This window comes from Niveispirillum cyanobacteriorum (assembly GCF_002868735.1).
Classification (GTDB): Bacteria; Pseudomonadota; Alphaproteobacteria; order Azospirillales; family Azospirillaceae; genus Niveispirillum; species Niveispirillum cyanobacteriorum.
Map to the genome: position 1 here is coordinate 1,917,569 of NZ_CP025611.1, position 22,754 is coordinate 1,940,322.

General features: G+C 62.9%; 21 protein-coding genes. 10 read left to right on the forward strand and 11 right to left on the reverse strand.

Going from position 1 to position 22,754, the window contains the following annotated elements:
* The first annotated feature begins 20 nt into the window (after window positions 1-20).
* Entirely contained in the window at window positions 21-893 is an 873-nt protein-coding gene (locus tag C0V82_RS08790; RefSeq protein ID WP_102112007.1) for a hypothetical protein, read from the forward strand.
* Here C0V82_RS08790 and C0V82_RS08795 read toward each other — a convergent pair whose 3' ends face one another.
* A complete protein-coding gene (locus C0V82_RS08795; protein WP_102112008.1) occupies window positions 894-1,169 on the reverse strand; it encodes an usg protein in 276 nt (91 codons plus the stop codon). It abuts the gene before it with no gap.
* A 176-nt stretch (window positions 1,170-1,345) separates the two neighbouring features.
* Between C0V82_RS08795 and C0V82_RS08800 the strand changes: the two genes are divergently transcribed.
* From C0V82_RS08800 to C0V82_RS08810, 3 genes are all read left to right on the forward strand, one after another.
* The gene (locus C0V82_RS08800; RefSeq protein WP_102112009.1) at window positions 1,346-2,146 is read left to right on the forward strand and encodes a ComF family protein; all 801 of its coding nucleotides are present in this window, start codon (window positions 1,346-1,348) and stop codon (window positions 2,144-2,146) included.
* Between the two features lie 104 nt (window positions 2,147-2,250).
* Complete coding sequence (gene grxC / locus C0V82_RS08805; protein WP_054165988.1) at window positions 2,251-2,520, forward strand: glutaredoxin 3; 270 nt, start codon at window positions 2,251-2,253, stop codon at window positions 2,518-2,520.
* Window positions 2,521-2,523: 3 nt separating this feature from the next.
* The gene (locus C0V82_RS08810) at window positions 2,524-3,363 is read left to right on the forward strand and encodes a carbon-nitrogen hydrolase family protein (protein ID WP_102112010.1); all 840 of its coding nucleotides are present in this window, start codon (window positions 2,524-2,526) and stop codon (window positions 3,361-3,363) included.
* Here the strand turns inward: C0V82_RS08810 and C0V82_RS08815 are convergent.
* Together C0V82_RS08815 and C0V82_RS08820 are read right to left on the reverse strand one after the other, a co-directional pair.
* Complete coding sequence (locus tag C0V82_RS08815; protein WP_102112011.1) at window positions 3,360-3,833, reverse strand: OsmC family protein; 474 nt, start codon at window positions 3,831-3,833, stop codon at window positions 3,360-3,362. The genes C0V82_RS08810 and C0V82_RS08815 overlap by 4 nt on opposite strands.
* Before the next feature lie 109 nt (window positions 3,834-3,942).
* A complete protein-coding gene (locus C0V82_RS08820) occupies window positions 3,943-4,776 on the reverse strand; it encodes a substrate-binding periplasmic protein (protein ID WP_158659817.1) in 834 nt (277 codons plus the stop codon).
* Between the two features lie 198 nt (window positions 4,777-4,974).
* On the opposite strand from C0V82_RS08820, the gene pyrC reads away from it, so the two are divergent.
* Both pyrC and C0V82_RS08830 read left to right on the forward strand, forming a co-directional pair.
* A complete protein-coding gene (pyrC, locus tag C0V82_RS08825) occupies window positions 4,975-6,027 on the forward strand; it encodes a dihydroorotase (RefSeq protein ID WP_102112013.1) in 1,053 nt (350 codons plus the stop codon).
* A gap of 33 nt (window positions 6,028-6,060) precedes the next feature.
* Entirely contained in the window at window positions 6,061-6,738 is a 678-nt protein-coding gene (locus tag C0V82_RS08830) for an orotate phosphoribosyltransferase (RefSeq protein ID WP_102112014.1), read from the forward strand.
* Between the two features lie 35 nt (window positions 6,739-6,773).
* Here the strand turns inward: C0V82_RS08830 and C0V82_RS08835 are convergent, their stop codons facing one another.
* Window positions 6,774-7,364 carry a hypothetical protein gene (locus C0V82_RS08835; RefSeq protein WP_158659818.1) on the reverse strand — a complete coding sequence of 197 codons (591 nt, stop codon included), beginning with the start codon at window positions 7,362-7,364 and terminating at the stop codon, window positions 6,774-6,776.
* 211 nt (window positions 7,365-7,575) lie between these two features.
* Window positions 7,576-9,294, reverse strand: coding sequence for a methyl-accepting chemotaxis protein (locus C0V82_RS08840; protein WP_102112016.1), 1,719 nt, complete (start codon window positions 9,292-9,294; stop codon window positions 7,576-7,578).
* A 473-nt stretch (window positions 9,295-9,767) separates the two neighbouring features.
* On the opposite strand from C0V82_RS08840, the gene C0V82_RS08845 reads away from it, so the two are divergent.
* Window positions 9,768-10,082, forward strand: a complete 315-nt coding sequence (locus C0V82_RS08845) for a hypothetical protein (protein WP_054165720.1) — start codon at window positions 9,768-9,770, stop codon at window positions 10,080-10,082.
* A gap of 39 nt (window positions 10,083-10,121) precedes the next feature.
* On the opposite strand, the gene C0V82_RS08850 is transcribed toward C0V82_RS08845, so the two are convergent.
* The gene (locus C0V82_RS08850) at window positions 10,122-11,411 is read right to left on the reverse strand and encodes a serine hydrolase domain-containing protein (protein WP_102112017.1); all 1,290 of its coding nucleotides are present in this window, start codon (window positions 11,409-11,411) and stop codon (window positions 10,122-10,124) included.
* Window positions 11,412-11,443: 32 nt separating this feature from the next.
* Entirely contained in the window at window positions 11,444-11,866 is a 423-nt protein-coding gene (locus C0V82_RS26830; RefSeq protein ID WP_158659819.1) for an RT0821/Lpp0805 family surface protein, read from the reverse strand.
* A 375-nt stretch (window positions 11,867-12,241) separates the two neighbouring features.
* Here C0V82_RS26830 and ychF point away from each other — a divergent pair, with 375 nt between their 5' ends.
* The 3 genes from ychF (at window position 12,242) to C0V82_RS08870 (ending at window position 17,122) form a co-directional block, all read left to right on the forward strand.
* A complete protein-coding gene (ychF, locus tag C0V82_RS08860; RefSeq protein WP_102112019.1) occupies window positions 12,242-13,339 on the forward strand; it encodes a redox-regulated ATPase YchF in 1,098 nt (365 codons plus the stop codon).
* Between the two features lie 371 nt (window positions 13,340-13,710).
* Window positions 13,711-14,988, forward strand: coding sequence for a hypothetical protein (locus C0V82_RS08865; RefSeq protein WP_102112020.1), 1,278 nt, complete (start codon window positions 13,711-13,713; stop codon window positions 14,986-14,988).
* Window positions 14,989-15,247: 259 nt separating this feature from the next.
* Window positions 15,248-17,122: an autotransporter domain-containing protein gene (locus C0V82_RS08870; RefSeq protein WP_158659820.1), complete on the forward strand. Its 1,875-nt coding sequence runs from the start codon at window positions 15,248-15,250 to the stop codon at window positions 17,120-17,122.
* Window positions 17,123-17,183: 61 nt separating this feature from the next.
* Here the strand turns inward: C0V82_RS08870 and C0V82_RS08875 are convergent, their stop codons facing one another.
* The 4 genes from C0V82_RS08875 to C0V82_RS08890 all read right to left on the reverse strand — a co-directional run bounded on the left by C0V82_RS08875 (window position 17,184) and on the right by C0V82_RS08890 (window position 22,716).
* Window positions 17,184-17,756, reverse strand: coding sequence for a hypothetical protein (locus tag C0V82_RS08875; RefSeq protein WP_102112022.1), 573 nt, complete (start codon window positions 17,754-17,756; stop codon window positions 17,184-17,186).
* Window positions 17,757-17,897: 141 nt separating this feature from the next.
* Window positions 17,898-20,270, reverse strand: coding sequence for an efflux RND transporter permease subunit (locus C0V82_RS08880; protein ID WP_102112023.1), 2,373 nt, complete (start codon window positions 20,268-20,270; stop codon window positions 17,898-17,900).
* Window positions 20,271-20,319: 49 nt separating this feature from the next.
* Entirely contained in the window at window positions 20,320-21,288 is a 969-nt protein-coding gene (locus tag C0V82_RS08885) for a WD40/YVTN/BNR-like repeat-containing protein (protein ID WP_102112024.1), read from the reverse strand.
* 90 nt (window positions 21,289-21,378) lie between these two features.
* Window positions 21,379-22,716: a DUF1329 domain-containing protein gene (locus C0V82_RS08890; RefSeq protein WP_102112025.1), complete on the reverse strand. Its 1,338-nt coding sequence runs from the start codon at window positions 22,714-22,716 to the stop codon at window positions 21,379-21,381.
* Between the last annotated feature and the right edge of the window lie 38 nt (window positions 22,717-22,754).

Here is a 22,754-nt window from a genome sequence, read left to right on the forward strand (position 1 = left end):
CGCAGCAACAGGAGACGAGGATGATTGGTCGCGCGCTGACACTGTTCCTGCTCCTGCTGCTGCCATCAACGGTGTGGGCGCAGGAAACGGCCCCTGATCTTCTGCCCGAAATTGTGGTCGATGCACCGGACGAGGCCGAGATCACGGCGTTCGTGGGACAGGCCCTGCCCGACACGCGGGACCGGCAGTTGGCCCGCTGGCACCGTCAGATCTGTGTCGCCTATCGTGGTTTCGACGAGGGGCAGGTGGAGCTTTTCCAGCACCGGGTATCGGAGGTGGCCGCCCTGATCGATATGCCGGCCCCGGAAAAGGATTGCCGACCCAATGTCGTGGTGATCCTGACCGATCAACCTGACCGTCTGGTTGATCTGATGCTGGAAAAGCAGGCGCGCCTGTTCAAGCCCATGCCAATCGCCCAAGTCCGCCAGGCGCTGGAGCGGGAACGGGCGGTGCGGATGTGGCATGTCACGATGCTGAACCACAAACATGGCGCCACGCCGGACGCGGTAGATGCGGCCGGCGCCCTGTCCACCGCCGTCTCCCTTCGCGCGGCTCCCGGCGGCCTGTCACGGTTGAGCAAAGAAACGCGATTCGACATCTTCCGCACTATGGTGGTTCTGGATGCCAACGCATTGCGCGGCCTGCCGCTGGGTGCCGTGGCAGACCATGTCGGAATGCGGGTCTTGGGCGCCTTCGCGACAGAGGGCGAGGCGGCACTGCCCAGCATCCTGAACCTGTTTCAACCAGGGGCACCGCGTGTCACGGCCCTGACCGAATGGGACAAGTCCTTGCTGCGCGGTCTCTATCAGGCACCGGTCGATACCCATATGAACCGGCAGCGTCGGATGATCGCGCGCCGTCTGGTCGAAACCGCCACCAACACCGCGCCCTGATCACTGCAAGGTCATCAGGGCATCGACGTGGCGCATATGGCCCGGACTGATCAGATCCAGGTTGGCGACCCGCACCGAATGCAGCTTGCCGTCCAGGTTGTGCGACCAGAAATCCAGGAATTTGCGCAACACCGGGAAACGCGGCGCCAGATCCAGTTCCTGCCAGACATAGGTCTGCAGCAGGCCGGGATGGTCGGGCATATGATAGAGGATTTCAGCCGTGGTCAGGCGGTAATCCTGCAATTGCCGCGACAGGGGGGACCGGGAAATGATCATGCGACCTCCTTCCACCAATCCGGGACGGTCACGCCGCCCCACAGGAAAAGCCTGCCAAAGTTTTTCAAGGATGTGAATATTTTTGTTTATTATCATGATGTTAGCAGCATGCCGTGGTGAGTGCTGCTAATCTGCCTGCACTTGTCGGCACCCACATGACCTGATACCTTTCGGGTATGTTTACCCTCATTTCTACACGTATCGGTAGGTTGGGTCGTCCGCTGCGACAGGGGGCACTGCGGCTGCTGGATCTTGTCCTGCCGCCGCGCTGCCTTTCCTGCGGGGTGGAGGTAGGGGCCGTCGGAGCGCTGTGCCCGGACTGCTGGCGCGGCATCCGTTTCATCGCGGCTCCGCACTGCGCCCGGTGTGGCCTGCCCTTCGATTACGACCCTCTGGGAACGCCCGATCTGATCTGTGGCGCCTGTATCGCCCGCCCGCCCTTGTTCGACCGCTGCCGTTCCGTCTTTGCCTATGATGATGCCAGCCGGTCGCTGGTGCTGGGCTTCAAGCATGGCGACAGAACCGACTGCGCGCCGGCCTTCGCGCAATGGCTGGCGCGGGCGGGTGCCGGCCTGTTAACGGAGGCTGACGGGATCATTGCGCCGGTGCCGCTGCACCGCTGGCGGCTGCTGAAACGGCGGTACAACCAATCGGCCCTGCTGGCGCTCAACCTGGGACGGCTCACTGGGCGGGTAGCCCTGCCCGACCTGCTGATCCGCCGCCGCGCAACACCCAGCCAGGGCGGGCTGTCCGCCAAGGGCCGGGCCCGGAATGTCGAGGGGGCCTTCATGGTCAATCCCCGCTGCCGGGAGGCGGTGAAGGGTGCCCGCGTGCTGCTGGTCGATGACGTGTTCACGACGGGCGCGACGGTGGGTGAATGTGCCAAGGTCCTCCGCCGTGCTGGGGCCAGGGCCGTCGATGTGGTGACCCTGGCGCGCGTGGTACGGCCCGTCACCTTGGGGGATGAGGGAAGCTGAGGCAGCCTGGCATGGGGGGATTGCGGCAGCCTGCCCTTTGCCAGGCGGACTTGCCACGTCATATTATGGTCAGCAAACCATCACACACGCAGGAACCGCTTATCATGTCCGCGCCCAAAGTCGAGATCTATACCAGCCCCTGGTGTGGCTACTGCACCCGCGCCAAGCGGCTGTTGGACAGCAAGGGTGTGGCGTATGAAGAGATCGACATCATGGCCGAACCCGCCCGCCGACCGGAAATGATTGACCGGGCCGGTGGCCGCACCAGCGTGCCGCAGGTCTTCATCGACGGACAGCATATTGGCGGCTGCGACGATACCCACGCGCTGGATAAGGCGGGTAAGTTGAACCCGCTGCTGGGCATCGGGGCCTAAAAGATGACCGACAGCGCCACCCCCGCCACCGTCCGTGTCGCCCTGGTTCAGGTGAATGCCGGGCCCGAAATTCTGCCCAATCTGGAACAGGCGGGCGTGTTTGTGCGTGAGGCGGCGGCGGACGGTGCAAAACTAATCTGCCTGCCGGAGAATGTGTCCCTGATGGTGCAGGGGCGCGACAACATCCTGTCCCGCGTGAAGCCGGAGGAGAGCCATCCTGGCGTCCCCTTCTTCCGGAATCTGGCACGGGAAACCGGTACCTGGATCATGACCGGCACGCTGGGCTGTCTGCTGCCCGACGGGCGCGTTGCCAACCGCGCCTTCGTGATCAGCCCGGAGGGTGAGATCACGGCGCGGTATGACAAGATCCACATGTTCGACGTGGACCTGGCCGGCGGCGAATCCTACCGTGAAAGCGCTACCTACCGTCCTGGGGAACAGGCCGTGGTGGCCGACACGCCCTGGGGCGGGCTGGGCCTGTCCATATGCTACGATGTGCGCTTTGCCTATCTTTACCGCGCCCTGGCCAAGGCGGGCGCGTCGATCATCACCGTGCCCGCCGCTTTCACGGTCCCCACGGGGCGGGCGCATTGGCATGTGCTGCTGCGCGCCCGCGCCATCGAGACGGGATGTTTTATCCTCGCCCCGGCCCAGACCGGCATCCATGATGGCGGTCGCGGCACCTACGGCCATTCCGTCATCATCAGCCCCTGGGGCGAGGTGCTGGCCGATGCCGGTGAGGCGCCGGGCGTCATCATCGCCGACCTGGACCTGTCCAAGGTAGCAGAGGCCCGGCGCATGGTGCCCAGCCTCCGCCATGACCGGACGTTCGAGGGGCCTTAAGCGGCCACAATCTCCGGCTCGGCTTCGACGGAGAAGTTCACCGACCGGGCGATAAAACACATTTCATGGGCCTTGTGGTGCAGGTGCCGGGCCTTTTCCACATCCGATCCCGGCGCCACAGTCACGCGCGGGCGGAGCAGGACGCGCGTGAACTGCCCGGCCCCGCTGCCTTCCTCCACCATCCAGCCTTCGGCCCGATCCTCATAATCAGTGACGACCACGCCGGCCCCGGCGCACAGGCCCAGATACCACAGCTTGTGGCAGGCCGACAGTGAGGCGACCAGCAGGTCTTCCGGATTCCAGCGGGCGGGATCGCCCCGGAAGGACGGGTCAGAGGAGCCAGCGATGGCGGGCTTGTCCCCCGCACTGATCAGATGATCACGGGAATAGGCGCGGTAGGCGCTGGTGCCGGTACCCTGGTTGCCGGTCCAGGTGACGGTAACGGCATAGTTATGTTCCTTGCCGGACATGATCGCTGAAATCCTCTCAGATGCGGATCAAACGCCGGCATCCTATGGCGGATCAGGGCCAGCAGCCGGGCCAATATCGCCGGTCAGCACGGTGCCAAACGGGCTTGTGCTATGGCTCGTTCGTGAACTGATGGCCGCGTGTGGCCACTTCTGTCCGCATATCCGGGAACGGCTTGTTGCGGGCCAGAATGTCGGCGTAAAGTTTGTCCGCCAGCAGCGACTCGTAAGCTGTCTCGAACAGGCGCCGTTCTAGACTGCCGGCAAATGTCCTGGAAAAGCCCATGTAGGAACGCTGCACCGACAATGGCTGCCCCACAGGCAGGAAGCGTACGCCCGGATGTTCATTCAGATAGCGGGCCACGGCACGGGCATGGGCCGCCACCGCATCCAGCCGCCCGGCTGTGATAAGGTTCAGCCCGATATCGACGGTACACACAATTTCCAATGTCACACCTGTCCGGCTCGCTAAATCGCCGCCAACCGCCCAGCCCAGGGGCACGCCGACATGCGACAGACCATCCGCCCCCGGTATCGGCCCATGGTCAGGCACGGCGCGGAACAGCCACATCTGATCGACATAGAAATGCTCGCGGCTGAACTCCATCCAGGCTTCCCGCTCCGGCGTGCGGAACGGGCCGATCAGGATGTCAGCCTGCCGCATCTCCACCTCTTTCTGGGCGCGGGGCCAGGGGAACTGCTGAAAAGTGCAAGTCAGGCGGGCGCGGTCACAGGCGGCACGCGCCAGTTCAGCCCCGATTCCCCGCTCACAGCCGGTGCCATCCGACACAAAGGGCAGCGGCCCACAGACCAGAGTGACCGTTGCAGCACGGGAGGCCGGGTCGTCCGCCGCCCTGGCCCCGGCATCAGGGGCCGGAAGCAGAAGTGGCAGCGCCACAAGGGCGGCCTGAAGATGCCGCCAGAGGCGGCCACAATGACCCGTCACGACACCTGCCTGAGGCAATGGCCCGTTGGGCGTGTACACAAGCCTATGGCCCTTCAACCCCTGCGGTCAATCATGCCGAAGCGACACTCCCGGCACAGCCCCCGGCAGGGCGCAAACCCGGCCTTCCGCAGCGGCGCTTGAGTGTCGCGGGCTTTGGCCCTAGACATCGGGCACTTGGCCCCAGGGGACCCGACCGCGATGACCCAGCACCCGCAACGCCTGACCATCCGCCGCCCGGACGACTGGCACCTGCATCTGCGAACCGGCGCCATGTTGCGCGCGGTGCTGCCGCATTCGGCGGCACAGCTGGGCCGGGCCATCGTGATGCCCAATCTGGTGCCCCCCGTGATAACAGCGGCCCAGGCCGAAACCTACCGTGCCGAAATCCTGGGCGCCCTGCCCGCCGGCAGCCGGTTCCAGCCGCTGATGACCGCCTATCTCACTGACGGCACTGACCCGGACGACCTGGAAGCGGGCAAGAAGGCTGGCATCTTCACTGCCGTGAAGATGTACCCCGCCCATGCCACCACCAATTCCGCCCATGGCGTCACCGACCTGGAGAAGGTTGCACCCTGCCTGGACCGTATGGCCAAGGTCGGCCTGCCCCTGCTGGTGCACGGCGAGGTGACGGATCAGAAGGTCGATATTTTCGACCGTGAGGCGGTGTTCATCGACACCGTTCTGCCCAAGATTCGCAACCGCCATCCCGACCTGAAGATCGTGCTGGAGCACATCACGACCGCAGAAGGCGTGGCCGTGGTGCGCAAATATGGGCCGACCGGCAAGCTGGCGGCAACGATCACGGCGCATCACCTGATGATCAACCGCTCCAGCATCTTTGCTGGCGGCATCCGCCCGCATCTCTACTGCCTGCCAATCGCCAAGCGCGAGACGCACCGGCTGGCGCTGCGCGAGGCGGCAACCTCTGGCGAACCCTGGTTCTTCTTCGGTACCGACAGCGCGCCGCACCCGATCGGCGCCAAGGAAAGTGCCTGCGGCTGCGCCGGCATCTATACCGCCGCTACCGCCGTGGAACTTTATACCCAGGTCTTCGACGAGGAAGGCAAGCTGGACCGGCTGGAAGCCTTCACCAGCCTGAACGGCCCCGCCTATTATGACCTGCCCCCCAATGACGACACCATCACCTTAGAGAAAAGCGGTCTCACCGTTCCTGATATCCTGGATATTGACGGCAAGACCGCTGTCCTTCCCTTCCGGTCGGGCGAACGCCTGGACTGGCGGTTGGTTTAATTCGCCCCTCCCATTTTTCCGCAGGAACACGCCATGATCGACGCCGCCACCGCCGCTACCCAGACGGCCCGCATCCTGATTGAGACCAAGTCGGTCCTGTTCAACGCGGAAAAGCCGTTCATTTTCACCTCCGGCCGCGCCAGCCCCGTCTATATCGACTGCCGCAAGCTGATCAGCTTTCCGCGCGCCCGCCGCTTCCTGATCCAGGCCGCCAAGGATCAGTTGTGCCGCGAGGCCGGGTTCGAGGCGTTTGATGCCGTGGCAGGTGGGGAGACGGCGGGCATTCCTTATGCGGCCTTTGTGTCGGACGCCATGGACCTGCCCATGCTTTATGTCCGCAAGAAGCCCAAGGGCTTTGGCCGCAACGCCCAGATCGAGGGCCAGTTGCTGGAAGGCCAACGCGTCCTGCTGGTAGAGGATCTGGCGAGCGAAGGCGGATCGAAGATCAATTTCGTCAATGCGCTGCGCAATGCCGGCGCCATTGTCGAGCATATCTGGGTGGTCTTCCATTACGGCATCTTCCCGCAGTCGGAAGCGACCATGGCCGAGATGGGCGTGAAAATGCACGCCCTGGCCACCTGGTGGGACGTGCTGCGCGTCGCGCGCGAAGGCAATTACTTCGACAGCCACACGCTGAGCGAGGTCGAGAAGTTCCTGCACGCACCGGAAGCCTGGTCGGCGAGCAATGGTGGGAACGAGGCCAAGGCCTGATGTTCATAAAAGGGGTGCCGCAAGGTGCCCCTTTTTCAATCCCGTGCCAGTGCCGCCAGCGTGAAATTCGCGCACAGCACGCCCAGCATCCGTCCGTCCGCCGGATCGATCAGCAGGATGCTGGCGGCCACGACATAATCATCCGCCGACTCGTCATAGGCCGCCTCCTCCACATGCACCATTCCGGGGTCGGAGGTGGTGGGAACGATATATTTGGCCTCGTCCGACTGATCATAATCACTGGGAATCCGTGTCGCTGCCACCAGAAGGCCGCGGTCATCGGTCAGCATCAAATCGGCCAGCACGGCCTGCCGCGGCACCCGCGCCAGGGTCAGATGGCGCGACATCTCCCCCTGCATGACCGTGTCCAGCAACGGTCCGGTTCCCCGCTTGGCCTGCAAACGCCAGGTGACGTCACGCTGAATGATGGCGTCCATGGTGTAGACGTCATTTTCCCGCGCGGCCTGCCGCAGGCCGGTCAACACCACCTGATCGGTCAAAATCTCCGCCGCGACGGTCCGCAGCACAGAGCCGATCAGAGGGCTGTCCTCTGCCCGCGCCGCAATCGGCAATGTCTGGGCGGTCCCCGCCACAGGCATGGTGGGGGCGATCATCGAAAGCAGCAAAAATCCGATCCGGCAGGACCGCATCTGATACCTGGCATTGATGGTGGCACGGCCCTCGGAGGAGCGCGCATTAACCTATATTAACAAATCACTACCGGCTTCACCAGCCGGACAAGCCCCCTTACGGATAGAGCAAAAACGCAAAACCCCCGTCCAGAAGGACGGGGGTCTGCGGAAAAAATCAGGACTGGTCTGATTGCGCAGGCCTCCTTTAGGCGCTGCGCACCTGGGCCAGGAAGCGGTCGACGGTATTGCCCAACTCGCCAGACTGGCGGGCCATGTTGCGGGCAGCCGACAGCATGTCGGTGGCCGACGAACCGGTCTGATGGGCCACCTGCTCCAGGCTTTCGATATTGCGGGTCACTTCCATCGTGCCCATCGAAGCCTGCTGCACATTGCGGGCGATTTCCTTGGTGGCAGCGTCCTGCTCCTCAACGGCACCGGCGACCATTTCGGAGATGTCGTTGATCTCCGCGATGGTACGGCTGATGACGACGATGGCGTCGACGGCCTCCTTGGTGGCGTCCTGCATGGTGGTAATCTGGCTGGCAATCTCTTCCGTGGCCTTGGCCGTCTGATTGGCCAGCGACTTCACTTCCGATGCCACGACGGCGAAGCCCTTGCCGGCTTCACCGGCGCGTGCCGCCTCGATGGTGGCGTTGAGCGCCAGCAGGTTAGTCTGGCTGGCGATGTCGCTGATCAGCTTCACCACGTCACCGATCGACTGTGCACGCTGGGCGAGCGACTGCACGGTTCCGTTGGTCTTCTCGGCGGTCTTGGCGGCGTCGCGGGCGATGCGGGCCGAGGTATTGACCTGATTGGAAATCTCAGCCAGCGAGCCGGCCAGTTCCTCGGTGGCGCTGGCCACCGACTGCACATTGGCGCTGGCCTGCTGCGTGGCGGCGGCCACCGCACTGGTCTGCGCACGGCTTTCTTCAGCAGAAGCCGACAGGCCTTCAGCGGTGGACTGTACCTGGCTGGACGCACCGGACAACTCGGCCACGACACCCTTCACCGAATTCTCGAAGTCGGACGCCAGCTTCTCCATGGACGCCTTCTTCTCGATGGCGGCCTGACGCTCGGCTTCTTCCTGGCGACGCCGCAGGTTTTCCACCTCAAGCGCGTTGTCCTTGAACACCTGCACCGATTGCGCCATGGCGCCGATCTCGTCGCCGCGGCCCAGACCGGAGACGGCCACCGTCAGGTCGCCGCCCGCCAGCTTGGACATGGCGGACTGCATGTCCTTCAGCGGGGCACCCACGATCTTATGCAGCAGGAAGACCAGCAGACCGATCAGCACCGCCAGAACGATCGCGGCGATCAGCAGATTGCCCATGACGGCGGCGGAGATGGAGGACTGCACATTGGCGCGGCTCCAGGCAACCGTCAGCGTGCCGACCTGATCGCGGTTGGCGCCGGCGCGTACCGGTGCCTGGGCAATCAGGAAATCACCCAGATCCTGCACCTTAACGTCACCGACGGTCTTGTCGATCTTCGCCTTGGCGAAATCAAAGCCCGTCATGCCGGCCGGTAGCGGCTTGTCCTTGGTCGGATACTCGTTCAGCACTTCGCCATCGGCATCCACCACCTTCACGGCCGCAAGGCTGGTGCCCTTGGCAGCGGCGAGGTCGGCGTAGCTGTCGGCGACGGCGTCGGAATTCTTGAAGCGGACGGCGGCCGCCATCTGGGCCGCCATCATCTCCGTGACCTGGCTCTCGGATCGCTTGGACAGGTCCAGCATGGCATCGTTCATCGACGACGCGCTGAGCCCGATCACAGCACCCAGGCCGATAATAACCGGCACAGCGATGGAGAAGGTAATCTTCCGGCTGATGGACCAGTTACCAAAAAGGGCGCCCAACCCCCCGGCGGAGCCGGCGGCCGGCGCAGACTTGCCGGTCGGTCGCATGGTCCGATTGATAGTGCTCATCTCGCTGAACCTCTCCTGTCCTTTTCCGCACGCGTATCCTGATTACTGCACAGGCACACAAATCCCGCACAAGCGAAAACATCCCGATTAGAACGACCGTGCCATCAATTATGATGACAGGTCGCCGATCCCCACCAAGAAGGACCGGGAAACCATTACACGCGATGGAATGAGTAGTTAATTATCAACATTTTTATTAAAACTCATCCCATGTTCGGTCCGGCGGGAATGCCCCTTGCCGACCCGACATACTTTCGCATAGGTATAGCCGAGCTTGTAACGAAAATGTAGGCGTATCTACTGTACCAGCGGTGGATTCGCAGGAAGCGCGGAGGTCGCAAACAACTGGTTAATAAATTGCCGGTAAACTCGGCAATCAGAAGCCCTAGGGAGGGGCGCCGGAGGGACGGAACGTCCCCCGCCTAATCGAAAGTGTGTCAACGATAAGTGGCGATGAAAAAGGGGCTTTCACGATGAAGAAAATGGTTGCGGCCATGCTGGCGGTGGCGGCGTTCGGGTTTGTCGGCGCGGCTCATGCCGAATGCACGTTGAAGGATGCACCCAACCTGCCCGATGGCGCATCGGCGGCAGAGGCGGACATGGTGGCAGCGCAGCAGGCCGTTAAGGCCTATGTGGCTGAAACGCAGGAATATCTCGCCTGCCTGGAATTCGAGGGCAAAGGCCGCGCCGGTGGCGACTGGACCAAGAAGTACAATGATGCTTCGACCCGAATGGAGAAGTTGGCAGCAGAGTTCAATAAGCAGTTGCGCGCCTTCAAGTCCAAGTAATCAACAGCCTATTCCCAGGCCGCCCCTATACCCGTCCTGTCAGCGATCGGCTGCCGGGACGGGGGTGGACGCACCACCCGGCGGCGGGCCCAACGGCTCCACCGTGACCTTCGGCACGGGCGGCGGCTTGACGATGGGCGGCATCTCCACCTGACCATTCAGGTCGCGGGCGCGTCCTACCTTCATGCCGTTCTTGGAACGAAACTCCGCCGGCGGCGTGGTCAGGGACCGCGATACGAGATTGGCCAGGGCCGATTCGTCCCAGTCGGGAACCGCCGGCCCCAGGCGGAGAATAACCAGATCACGCCCCTTCGACACGTAAAGTCGCGACCCGTCCGCGCCTGACAGGAAGATCGTGTCGCCATCGGCGAAGGGCTTTTTGGCGCCATTGCCGTTCACCGGCTCAAACGGCCAGCCCAGGCGCACACGCCAGCCATCGTGCCGGGCGTGGGTGATGGGCCGTTCCATTTGGTCCAGCCAGGGGGTGGGCACCAGTTGCGCGCCCCCCACCATACCGCCTTCCAACAGCAACAGGCCGGGCCGCAGCCAGTCGCGCGCCGTCGCCTTCACGCAGCACTGCAGATAGGCGGCGCCGTCGCCGCCACCGGCGGTCAGGCTGCCTGGACGCGCGCCCATGGGCTGCCACAGCTTGTTGGACAGAAGGTCGGCCGCCGGCACGCCCGCCGCACGCGACAGGACCAGGCCCAGCACCTGGGCTTCGAACAGGTTGGGGGCGAAACGGCTGCCCGGCTCGCTGTCCAGCTTTGCCGACAGGGTCCAGGCGATGGCATTTCCATCTGGGGCGATTGTCGGCAGCGTCAGGCCCGACGTGCCTTCCAGAAGCTGGCGCACCGTGATGCGGCCCCGGTCATCGCCGGCCCATTCGGGAACCCAGGTGGCAATGCCCGTATCCAACCCCGGCAGCACCCCGTCGCGCAGCGCCTGACCGGTCAGCAGCGCCATGATGGCCGGCATCAGCCCCGATGCCTCCAGCATGTCGCCGGCCTGAACATCGGGTGCATAAAGCTCAAGCTGCAGGGCGCCGGCGTGCCAGACCAGCAGGGCACGGCTTTTCGTGGCTGTGAATAGGGCATTGATTTCCTTCAGCCCTTTGTCCGACAGCACGCCGGCATCGGGATCGGCCATGGGCAGGACAGTGCCGGGACCGGACGCCAATGGCCGTTCCACCACCACCGGTCCTTCCACCTTTTCCGGGATGAGGATACCGGCGGGATCGCGCCGTTCCTCCCGGTCGCCGCCCAGCCACCAAACCGCCCCCAGGGCGGTTCCCAGCAACAGGGCGGATGCGATCAGGACCGGACGGCGCATGGTACTTCTTCCCTATTCAAGCGTGCGTCCGCTTACTGGACGTGACGGTAGAGGGGATAGTCCCGGGCCTGCACCACTTCCCATACGCCATCGGGCTGACGGCAAAGGAAACCGGTCGCATGCTGGTACATCTCCTCCAGGATGACGACGGAATGGAACTCACGGCAGGGACGGTTCTGCCCGTCATAGCCGTCGCGCAGCACCTTCACGGCACCGCGCTTGCCGGTGATGGGATTGGCCCAGCCGACAGGCGCGTCGATGGGCTTACCCCCCAATTCCCGCAGCGCGCCCTGGAACCCGGCAATGTCGCTGTCCTCCATGGTGATGGTACGCGGCTTGGGCGGCGGCGGGGGCGGTGCCTCCGCAACCGGCGCCGGTGCCGGCGGCGGCTTCGTCTGGCATCCGGCAACCACCAGCATCAGACAGATCAAACCCAGGCTGCGCTTATTCATCATTTCCCCAAAAACCGCTTGGACCCGTAAGGTTGTCTTCTCTACTGCCAAACCGCCGGGGGCCAAGGCAAGGGCGAACCCCTCACCCCTTCGATTTGACCCCCAATCTTGGCGGTAGCGTGGCACGGCTTGGATGGACCAGTGACAAGTTCGTGCCCGCCGGCCAAATGACGGGGATGCCCTGCACCCCCGTTTCATTCCGCCCTCAGGCGCCGGGCGCCGCCATCCGGCGGGCGGGGCTTGCCGCGCCATGGGGCGCGGGCCGGCGGTCGCCGGCCAAATGACGGGGATGCCCTGCACCCCCGTCATTTGCTTTCCGCGCGCGGATCGCCCATAACCGGGCCAACCCTTTTCATCTTTTCGGCAAAGCATCGTCCCATGGGATTCAACTGCGGTATCGTCGGTCTGCCCAATGTCGGCAAGTCCACCCTGTTCAACGCACTGACCAGCACGGCAGCGGCCGAGGCCGCGAACTACCCGTTCTGCACGATCGAGCCGAATGTGGGTCGCGTCGGTGTGCCCGATCCGCGCCTGGACAAGCTGGCCGAGATTGCCAAGTCGCAGAAGATCATCGCCACGCAGCTTGAGTTCGTGGACATCGCCGGTCTGGTGCGCGGCGCGTCGAAGGGCGAGGGTCTGGGCAACCAGTTCCTGGCCAATATCCGCGAAGTGGACGCCATCGTCCATGTCCTGCGCTGCTTCGAAGATGGCGACATCACCCACGTCGAAGGCTCCATCGACCCCGTCCGCGATGCAGAGACGGTGGAGACGGAGCTGATGCTGGCCGACATGGATAGCCTGGAAAAGCGCCTTCCGCCGCTGCAGAAAAAGGCCAAGGCCGGTGACAAGGACGCCAAGGCCCTGTCCGATCTGATGGAGCGTGTGCTGGCAGCATTGCGCGACGGCAAGCCCGCGCGCACGGTGGAGGTCTCCAACGAGGAGCGTGACGCGTTCAAACAGATGGCGCTGCTGACCGGCAAGCCCGTCCTCTATGTCTGCAATGTCGAGGAAGCGTCGGCCGGCAGTGGCAACAGCCTGTCTGCCAAGGTTGCCGAGATGGCCGCACGCCAGGGTGCCGCCAGCGTCGTCATCTCCGCCGCCATCGAGGCGGAGCTGTCACAGCTGCCGGACGAGGACAAGCTGGAATACCTGTCCTCCCTGGGTCTGGAAGAGCCGGGCCTGAATCGCCTGATCCGCGCCGGCTACAGCCTGCTGGGCCTGCTGACCTTCTTCACCGTCGGCCCCAAGGAAGCCCGCGCATGGACCGTCCGCAAGGGCGCCAAGGCACCGGAAGCCGCCGGCGTCATCCATACCGATTTCGAGCGCGGCTTCATCAAGGCCGAGACGATCGACTTCACCAGCTACACCACGTTGGGCGGTGAGGTAGGGTGCAAGGAAGCCGGCAAGATGCGCATGGAAGGCAAGGAATACCTGGTCCAGGACGGCGACATCTTCCACTTCCGCTTCAACGTGTAAGCACCCGGTTCATCCAAGGCCTTGGATCAAGCCCCGCCTTCACCGGCGGGGCTTTTTCTTTGCCAAACGGAAACGATTGAAACAATGGGCGCAGGGTCTCCCGTTGCGCGAGTCGCGCCGGATTGACCGTTGCAACCACGAGGAAGCCAGACCGGTGGTAAGAGCCGACCAAAGCCCATGCCCGGAAATATTGATATTTTCCAAGGGGGTAGCAAGCCAACGCTATACAGTAATGCCGTATTTCGTCATTCCGAATTAAGCAACTTATTGACCCCTGACAGCATCGGCGTTATCTGTTTTTCCGGGCTGGCAAATCTGACGGCTGATGGTCCCTCATGGACCGCGCCGTCCTTATCAGAGGCATGCGTGCGATGAGTTCGCAGATTCTCACTTTCGACAAATCGGGTCTGACCCTGCGCTCGCTGACGGGCATGTCGATGCCACTGCCGGGCGTCGATACCCGGGGCGTCAATGCGGTTGTGGCCGGCACCCTGTCCTCGGACGGTGTTGCCGATGTCGTGGTCGGGCGTGATGACGGCACCTTCTCCTGGTTCGACGGGCAGAAGGGCGGCGAAAAGCCGGTGGAGCATGTGTTGGAACTGCCGCTGCCGATCCCGCGCATGTTCGGGGTGGAACGGATCACCGATCTGATGGGCATTGCCGATGCCAATGGCGATGGCCGCAACGATGTGATTTTCAGCTCCTACCTGCTCTACAGCGACACGCCGAACCTGGGCATCGATCCCGGTCCTGATGATGAAGTGCATATTCTGCCCTTCCCCTATGGCGACGACGCGCTGCCGCCACCCTCGGGTGCGCCGGCGGAAGAGCCGATCTTCACCATCCTGCCCTATCCCCTGCCACCACGCCCTATCGCCGTGGGTGAGCCGTATCCGGGCACCGACCTGACGAAGATCGATTTCTCCAACATCAAGGTTGACCTGCGCGGCGTGCTGATGACCACGGGGAACGAGGTTTATATCCCCGGCCCCGAACAGGGCATCGCCGTGGGTGAGCCGCATCCCGGTACTGGCCGGTATGCCGAACCCGCCAAACAGATTTACGGCGTCGATACCGACACCGGTAATGTCTACGTCATCTGGGACAATCAGGACCGGAACAAGGAGTTCGTGGCCCTGGGCAATCTGGACGCGCGCGGTGGCGTCGACGTCCTGTTCAAGGACAAGACCACAGGCGATCTTTATGTAAAGAACGACCTGTCCGACGCCTATTTCGTCAGCGGCATCACCTCTGACGGCACGGTTTCGGTTGCAGCGGTTGGCAATTTCCAGGGCAATGACAGCCTGGACGAAATCCTGTTCTATGATGCCAGTTCACGCGAGTTCAGCATCTGGATCCATCCGCCGTTCGACATTGCCACCAGCTACATGGTCGGCGTCGATTACTTCAAGACGGTGTTCAAGTTGGATTTCGGCTGGGACTTCGTGGGCACGCAGGATATCGACGGCGACGGGATCGAGGACATCATCGTCGCGGCGGTGGGTGACTTTGCTCCTTACCGTCCGGGCTCCCTGGCTCCGGTCGCCTATTACAGCTCGGCCACCGAAGAGCTGGTGGAGCTGGGCAGCTTCGACCCGTTCACACTGAAGGCCATCGGCAATTTCTTTGATGGTCCCAGCATCCTGTAAGCTTTGCTGACAGGACTTATGAGGCACACTCTCACTATTCCTTTTGCGGGCGGTCCGTCTGGGCCGCCCGTTTTTTCATCTTTCGGAGCAATCCAGGTGGGTGGTTGTGTCATCGGGGCCGCAATCGCCGGAATAATGCATATGGAACCGCCCTTTACGTAACGTCACCCCCTTCCGTGGTCTGTCTGCATTGGATACCGTCTCTCTCGTGCTGAATCGGGCAATGAAATTAAAGCCCGACCATGGGAGGAACCTTTTGATGAGCCACAAGCTTCTGGGCGGCACCGCCCTTGCCGCCGTCCTGTCCCTGTCCGCCATCGCCATGGACGCCCCGGCCGCCAAGGCCCAGGGGATCGGCGTCTCCTCGCTGGTCGTGTTTGGCGACAGCCTGAGCGACACCGACAATCTGAAGAACCTGAACCCGGCCAGCCGGCCCGGCGCACCTTATGTCAATGGCCGCTTCTCCAACGGTCCCGTCTGGGCCGAAAATCTGGCCACCCTGACCGGCATCACGGTCAGCAGCCGCGCCTATGGCGGTGCCCGCGCCACCCGCACCACGGCCATTGATCTGACGGCCCAGGTTGACGCCTATCTGGCCGGCGGCACCTCCATCCCGGCCAGCCGCGGTGTCGGCATCTGGATCGGCGGCAATGATTATATCGCCGTGCTGACGCAGCCGCAGGCAAACCCGACCGCTGCCGCCCAGGCCGCCATCGCCGCCACCACCGGCGCCATCACCACCCAGGCGGGCCGTTTGTACAGCGCCGGCGCCCGCCAGTTTGTGCTGTTCAACCTGCCGCCGCTGGGTTCAATCCCGCTGACCAGCAGCCTGTCGGCTGCTGATAAGGCCAGCGCCAACACGGTGTCCGACCTGCACGCCCAGGCCATCAAGGCCTCGGCCAATGCCCTGCGCGCCCAGGGCGCCACGGTGACCATCGTGGACGCGCAGGCCCTGTTCCAGGGTCTGGTCGCATCCCCCTCCACCTATGGCTTCACCAACGTCACCACCCCCTGCTACGCCCCCATCGGGCCGGGTGGGTCGCTGGTTGCGACGGGCGTGTGCGCCACCGCCGCCGGTGCCGCCGGGACGGTGTTCTTCGACGCGCTGCACCCCACCGCCGCCGCCCATCAGATGATCGCCGAATATGCCTATGGCACCCTGTCGGCCACGTTCGAGGCGCCGGCGGCGCTCGCCATCAGCACCGATACCTCACAGCGTCTGCTGGATCTGGCCAATGAGGGCGTGTCGGCCCGCATGTCGGGTGCCCGGACCGGACAGGGTTCGGTCAATGTCATCGGCGCACAGGCTGGCCAGGATGACCGTTTCGGCCTGTTCGTCTTCGGCTCCTATGTCGACGGCGACCGTGAGGCGGTGCGTGGGCAGTCGGCCTATGATTATGACGGTTTCAACGCCGGTATCGGCGTCGATTATCAGGTCGACCGTCATGTCATTGCCGGTCTGGCCTTCTCCTACGGCAATTTGAATTCCAAGACGGATGGCGCCTATTCGAAGCTGGATACGACCGCCTACAACCTGACCGCCTATATCACGGCGGCGGCGGACGACCTGTGGCTGGATACGACCATGTCCTACAGCTTCGACGACTATCAGTCGGAGCGTGCGACGCGCTTCACCCCGTTTGCCAAGGCCAGCGGCGATTACAAGGGCAACACCTACGCGCTGGGCACCACGATCGGCTTTACGCCGGTCGCCGGTTCCTTCGCCATGGGCCCGGTCATCGGCCTGCGTTACGCCAAAAGCAAGGTCGAAGGTTTCGCGGAAAAGGGCGCCGGCCCGCTGGCCCTGACCTGGGAAGATTACGACGCCGAAAGCCTGCTGGGCTCCGTCGGCGGTCAGATCAGCGGTGTGGGCACCAGCTTCGTGCCGCAGGTCCGTGTGGCCTATGAGTATGAAATGAAGGGCGACAGCCGCGCGATCGTCGGTCGCTTCGCCAATGGCGAACTGGCCGTGACTGATCCGGGTGCCGGCAAGCGCGGTCGTCTGGCCGTGGGCGCCAATCTGGTGCATGAAACGGCGGAGAATGTGGCCGTGGCCCTGGGCTACAATGGTCACTTCGCCGGCGGCGACCGCACCGACCACGCCCTGACCGCGCACCTGAAGATCGGTTTCTGATCAGCGGGTTAAAAAGTCGACGACAAAAGAGCCGCAGCGGTTGCCCGCTGCGGCTCCTTTTTTACCCTGATACTGCCCTGCCCCAACGCCACGGCATCCAGCGGCCATTGGTGAGTATCTGAACCTTCTCATCGCCTTCCAGATATACGTATTGAAAGCGGTTTTCCGCATTCATGTAACAACCGACCAGCATCTTGAATCCATCTTTGTTCCTGGCCGCTCTCACAGATTCCAGCAGCAACTCGATTTGGCTTGCGAAGCTGAGGGGGCGAGCGTTGCCTCCAACTGATGGACGGTCGTTGCAGACGAACAGGCACAGGTTCGCACGGCTGAACAGTAACTTGTTGAAATCGACCCGCAAGTTGGTCACGTCCGGGTTCCATTCACTTTCCACGGCCAGCGGAATTTCCCTCAGGAGCCGGGCGTCGAAATCACCAGAGTAATTGAGCCACGTTACATCGTAGAGCCATCCGCCCTGCCCAGGAGCCGCGACCGTAAATCCATTTCGCTCGCCCATCCTAATCAACGAATTTGTGATCTCCGCAGTCCAGGCCTCCCTGCTGGCAGCGAGCTTTGTTCTTCGGCAGATACTGTCTAGCAAGGCCGTCAGCTGCGGGATGAGCGGTGATCGCATCGTCGAAATCCTATTTGGCGTTTTATCAATTAATCTTACCACTTATTTGATGGGGGCCATATCGGCTTTCGAGAGCAATCACCCAACAAAAAAGGGCTGCGGCGGTTGCCCGTCGCAGCCCTTTTCCGTTTCGTATCAACCTCAATGCACCGCGAAGGTCCGCTTGGATGCGCGGCGCACTTCCGCCTCGTACAGCCTGGGGAACATCTTGTAGAGCAGGGCCGCCACCGCCGGAAGGAGGACGACCGCCCCGATCATGTTGGCCAGGAAGATGAAGGTCAGCAGCACGCCCATATCGGCCTGGAACTTCAGGTCAGAGAAGATCCAGGTGGCCGTCGCCACAGCCAGGGTCAGGCCGGTGAACAGTACCGAACTGCCCGTTTCCTGCAGCGTGCGGTAATAGGCCTCCGCGAAGTTCAAACCATGCTTCAGATAGGACTGGAGCCGGTTGAAGATATATAGCCCGTAATCAACGCCGATACCCACCCCCAGGGCCGCCGCCGGCAAGGTGGAGATTTTCAGGCCGATACCCAGCCAAGTCATCATGGCATTACAAAGGATCGACACCACGATTAGCGGCAGCACGGTGGCCAGCGAACCGACGATGGAGCGGAAGGTGATCACGCAGAAGAGAACCACCGTGGCATAGACCAGCAGCAGCATCGGCTTTTCCGCCGTCATCACCGCCTGGTTGGTGGCCGCCATCACGCCGACATTGCCCGTCGCCAAGTTGAAGCTGACCGTATCGGACGGGTTATCCTTCTTATACTGCTCCACCGCATCCACGATGCGCTGGATCGTCTCTGCCTTGTGATCCTTGGTGAAGATCATGACCGGCATGACGGAGCAGTTGGAATTCAACAGGCCCGTGGACGTCTCGATGGGCGTAACCGTCCGGACCAGCACCTGCGAATTGCGCGGCAGCACACGCCAGTTCAGGTTGCCCTCGTTCCAGCCGGCATTGACGGTCCGCATGGCGGTGGCCATCGACATGGTCGATTGCACACCATCAACATTGGAGATGGCCCAGGTGAAATCATCCACTTGGCGGATGATGTTGTAGTCGATACAGCCGTCGGCCTTTGTCTCCACAATGACCTGGATGATATCCACGCCGATGGCGAACCGGTCCACGATCAGCTGGGCATCCTGGTTATACCGGCTGTCGGGCCACAGTTCGGGCACGCCGGCCTCGGTATCGCCCACCGTCATCTTGCGCTGCTCCCACAGCGAGATGCCGAACACGCCCAGACCGATCAGCACCATGACAACGGCGCCCTTGGGCCGGGCGAAGACGGCGAACCAACCCCAGACGCGGTCGAACCGGTCCACCTGACCCGACACGCGGGCTCGATATTTGTCACCCAGCGGCAGGAAGGACAGTACGACCGGCAGCACCCAGAGATGGGTGATGATGATGATCAGCATGCCAACCGACGCGGATACGGCCAGTTCCTGGATCATCTGGATCTGGATAATGGCGATGGTGACAAAGGCCAGCGCGTCGGTCACCAAAGCCGACGCACCGGGCACCAGCAACCGTTCAAAGCTGATCCGCGACGCCGTGAAGGCATCGGCACCCTTGCCCATTTCCTGCGTGATGGTGCCGACATTCTGCACGCCATGACTGATGGCAATGGCGAAGACCAGGAACGGCACCAGAATCGATAGCGGATCGATGCCATAACCCAGCAACACCAGCAGGCCAAACTGCCAGATGACGGTGCAGAGCGAGATGCCCAGCATCGCGAAGGTCATCATCCAGCTTTTGCCATAGCCATAAACCAGCACGGCGGTGATGACGAAGGCGATGGCGAAGAACAGCACCACGCTCTTGGCACCATCGGCGATGTCGCCCATTGCCTTGGCAAAGCCGATGATATGGACCTGGATCTTGTCATCCTCGAACTTGGCGCGGATGGTCTCCAACTGCTTTGCCACCGCCATGTAGTCCAGCTTCTGGCCGGTGCGCGGGTCCTTCTCCACCAACTGCACCGACACCAGGGCCGCCGTGAAATCCTCGGCAACCAAGCGACCTACCTGCCCGGATTTCAGGACGTTTTCACGGACGATGGGTAGCCATTCGTCATTGGGCTGGAACTCAGCGGGGATGACATTGCCACCCGCGAACCCGTCCTCCACGATCTCGATGAAGCGCACATTGGGCGTGAAGATGCTGGTGACGCTGGCGCGGTCCACGCCGGGGACGAAGAACACCTCGTCTGTCACCTGCTTCAGCCGCGTCATGAATTCCGGCGTATAGATGTCCCCTTCCTTCACCGACAGGGCCACCAGCACGCGGTTGGCGCCGCCAAATTCCTTCATATGCTTGGTGAAGGTCTGCATGTAGGGATGGTCGAGCGGCAGGGTCTTCTCAAACCCGGCATCGACGCGCAGCTTGGCACCTTGCCAGCCCATGAAGGCCGTCAGCAGACCAAACACCACCAGGATCAGCACCCGGTTGCGGAAGGTCCAATGTTCAAGACGGGACAGGAAGGAGGTGGACTGGGACATATCGGTTCGCCTTGGCGTTCAAGGGATCGGGGCGGGGCGATGATGCGCGTCAGGGGCGTGCCGGGATCGGCCCGTGTTCGCCCAGAAGAATGACGCTGCCGTCGGGTGCCTGAATGGCATCGGCCAGCGCCACGCGGTCGGCACGCTTGGTGGTGCTGAAGGTCCGGCCGCCATCACCGCTGGTCAGGACAGCACCCTGTGCGCCGACCAGCACCACCGACCCGTCGGCCAGAACGGCACCGCCCATCAGGCCCGCCGTGGTATTGCTCTCAATAGCGGTCCAGCTTTTGCCGCCATCATCACTGCGCAGGATATTACCCTGCAGCCCATAGGCCAGGAAGCTCTGCGGTCCCAGGATCAGCGCATCGAAGAAGGACCCGTCATAGGGACTTTCCAGCTTGGTCCAGGTGGCCCCGGCGTCGGCGCTGAACAGCAGCGTTCCGGCCTCACCCGCGATCAGGCGGGTTTCCGGGGTCGGGGCCAGGACGGCGTTGAAATGGAAATCATCGTCGCTGATCTGCCGGCTGTTCCAGGTGGCGCCGCCATCGGCGGTTTCCAGATACAGGCCATAGGCACCGACCGCGATGCCATGCTGACCATCGGCGGCGAACAGCACATCCATCAGCGGCTGTTCCAGTTCTGGATCGGCATGCTGGACCTTCCAGCTTTCGCCCCCATCCTCGGTATGCAAGATGACGGCATCATGGCCCACCGCCCAACCGCGCTTGGGGCCCGCAAAATGCACACCTGTCAGGGCGGCATTCGCCGGTACCGGCACCTGACGCCAGGCCTTGCCATTGTCGTCGGACAGCAGGATGTGCCCCCGCTCCCCCACGGCGACCAGCCGGTCACCGGCACGTGCCGCGCCCAGGATCAGGGACTGGCTGGCCAGCGGAGCAATGACCGCGGGGCGCAGGGCCGGGGCGGCCGCCTCCTGTGCTGCCGCGGGCAGGGCACCCAGGGCCAGCAGACACAGGCTTGCGGCCAGGGGACGAAGGGCGGAGGAGGAACGGAGCATCGGATCACCGGCGAGGTTGGTTAACGCGGCCCAAGAGACGGAAAAGGGCCGGCCGGTTCACCACCGGCCGGCCCGTTGCCGCATCCGTAATCAGCGCACGCCAGCGCGGCGCAGGCTGTCGGGCGAGAAGTCGGCGTCGGTGAACTTGGCGTCGAACTTGTACGGCGCCTCCTGGTTGTCCAGACCGATCGCGGTGTAGCGACCGGACTGCAGGTCATAGAGCGCATCCAACGTCGACCAGAAGGTCGGCATGGAATAATAGTTCACCGGATGGCTTTCAGCCACGCGCCACATCTCGCCACGGGCGTCCAGATGGTCGGCGACCAGGATCTGCCAGCTATCCTCGTCGATATAGAAGCGGCGCTTGGCATAGATGTGGCTGGTGCCTTGCTTCAGGGTCGCTTCCACGACCCAGACGCGGTGCAGTTCATAGCGGGCCAGATCCTGGTTGATATGGCCGGGCTTGACGATATCGTCGTACTTCGTGTCCTTGGAGTGCAGCTTGTAGGAATTGTACGGCACGTACATTTCCTTCTTGCCGATCAGCTTCCAGTCATAACGGTCGGGCGCACCGGAATAGACGTCGAAATTGTCGGTGGTGCGCAGGCCATCGGACGCAGTGCCGGGATTGTCATAGGCAACGTTCGGGGCACGGCGCACGCGGCGCTGACCGGGATTGTAGGTCCAGGCCGAACGCGGTTCTTTCACCTGATTGATCGTCTCATGCACCAGCAGGATTTCGCCGGCCAGACGGGCCGGGCTGGTCACTTCCTGCAGGAAGTAGAGCGAGGTGTTGGCCGGCGCGCCACCCGGTGCCTGATACAGGTATTTCACCTGCTCATGCAGCATGATCAGGGTATAGGAGCCGTCGGTCTGCGGGTTCACCTGACCGACATTGCGTTCGGTGGCCTCACCGCGATAGCGCAGCAGGTGGTTCCAAACGGCTTCCACGCCTTCCTTCGGGATCGGGAAGGGCACGCCTTCCTTGGCCCCTTCCACACCATTGCCACCATCGGCCAGCTTGGCACGGGTGGCGTTGGCGATGGTTTCCTTATAGATGCGGTCCGGGTACGACGCGCTGCGGCGGGTCGGGTAGACATTCATCTTATAGGAGGGATAGCGCTTCAGCAGGGCCTTCAGGCCTTCCGGCAGCTTATCCTCGTACTGCGCCATGTTGGCGGCGGTGATGGTGAACTTCACCTTGTCTTCGGGGAACGGATCCACCTCGATCGTACCGGGCTGCCAGTTGGCGGGTGGCTTGGTGATGCCACCCGTCCATTCCGGAATGGTGCCATCGGCATTGCCGGCCTTGATGGCGCCCATCGGGGTCAGGGTCTTGCCCAGATCGGCGGCGGACTGCGCCAGAACGGGAAGGCTGAAAGCCAGGGCGATGGCGCCACCCAGCAGAACAGATTTCATACGGAACATGCGTTTCCTCCTCGATCGCTATCTTCTTGTCAGATCGT

What these genes read in the sequence shown, in the direction of transcription:
- C0V82_RS08790 (WP_102112007.1), top strand. Translation starts at nt 21, where the DNA reads ATGATTGGTCGCGCGCTGACACTGTTCCTGCTCCTGCTGCTGCCATCA.
- C0V82_RS08795 (WP_102112008.1), bottom strand. Translation starts at nt 1,169, where the DNA reads ATGATCATTTCCCGGTCCCCCCTGTCGCGGCAATTGCAGGATTACCGC.
- C0V82_RS08800 (WP_102112009.1), top strand. Translation starts at nt 1,346, where the DNA reads ATGTTTACCCTCATTTCTACACGTATCGGTAGGTTGGGTCGTCCGCTG.
- grxC (WP_054165988.1), top strand. Translation starts at nt 2,251, where the DNA reads ATGTCCGCGCCCAAAGTCGAGATCTATACCAGCCCCTGGTGTGGCTAC.
- C0V82_RS08810 (WP_102112010.1), top strand. Translation starts at nt 2,524, where the DNA reads ATGACCGACAGCGCCACCCCCGCCACCGTCCGTGTCGCCCTGGTTCAG.
- C0V82_RS08815 (WP_102112011.1), bottom strand. Translation starts at nt 3,833, where the DNA reads ATGTCCGGCAAGGAACATAACTATGCCGTTACCGTCACCTGGACCGGC.
- pyrC (WP_102112013.1), top strand. Translation starts at nt 4,975, where the DNA reads ATGACCCAGCACCCGCAACGCCTGACCATCCGCCGCCCGGACGACTGG.
- C0V82_RS08830 (WP_102112014.1), top strand. Translation starts at nt 6,061, where the DNA reads ATGATCGACGCCGCCACCGCCGCTACCCAGACGGCCCGCATCCTGATT.
- C0V82_RS08840 (WP_102112016.1), bottom strand. Translation starts at nt 9,294, where the DNA reads ATGAGCACTATCAATCGGACCATGCGACCGACCGGCAAGTCTGCGCCG.
- C0V82_RS08845 (WP_054165720.1), top strand. Translation starts at nt 9,768, where the DNA reads ATGAAGAAAATGGTTGCGGCCATGCTGGCGGTGGCGGCGTTCGGGTTT.
- C0V82_RS08850 (WP_102112017.1), bottom strand. Translation starts at nt 11,411, where the DNA reads ATGCGCCGTCCGGTCCTGATCGCATCCGCCCTGTTGCTGGGAACCGCC.
- C0V82_RS26830 (WP_158659819.1), bottom strand. Translation starts at nt 11,866, where the DNA reads ATGATGAATAAGCGCAGCCTGGGTTTGATCTGTCTGATGCTGGTGGTT.
- ychF (WP_102112019.1), top strand. Translation starts at nt 12,242, where the DNA reads ATGGGATTCAACTGCGGTATCGTCGGTCTGCCCAATGTCGGCAAGTCC.
- C0V82_RS08865 (WP_102112020.1), top strand. Translation starts at nt 13,711, where the DNA reads ATGAGTTCGCAGATTCTCACTTTCGACAAATCGGGTCTGACCCTGCGC.
- C0V82_RS08870 (WP_158659820.1), top strand. Translation starts at nt 15,248, where the DNA reads ATGAGCCACAAGCTTCTGGGCGGCACCGCCCTTGCCGCCGTCCTGTCC.
- C0V82_RS08875 (WP_102112022.1), bottom strand. Translation starts at nt 17,756, where the DNA reads ATGCGATCACCGCTCATCCCGCAGCTGACGGCCTTGCTAGACAGTATC.
- C0V82_RS08880 (WP_102112023.1), bottom strand. Translation starts at nt 20,270, where the DNA reads ATGTCCCAGTCCACCTCCTTCCTGTCCCGTCTTGAACATTGGACCTTC.
- C0V82_RS08885 (WP_102112024.1), bottom strand. Translation starts at nt 21,288, where the DNA reads ATGCTCCGTTCCTCCTCCGCCCTTCGTCCCCTGGCCGCAAGCCTGTGT.
- C0V82_RS08890 (WP_102112025.1), bottom strand. Translation starts at nt 22,716, where the DNA reads ATGTTCCGTATGAAATCTGTTCTGCTGGGTGGCGCCATCGCCCTGGCT.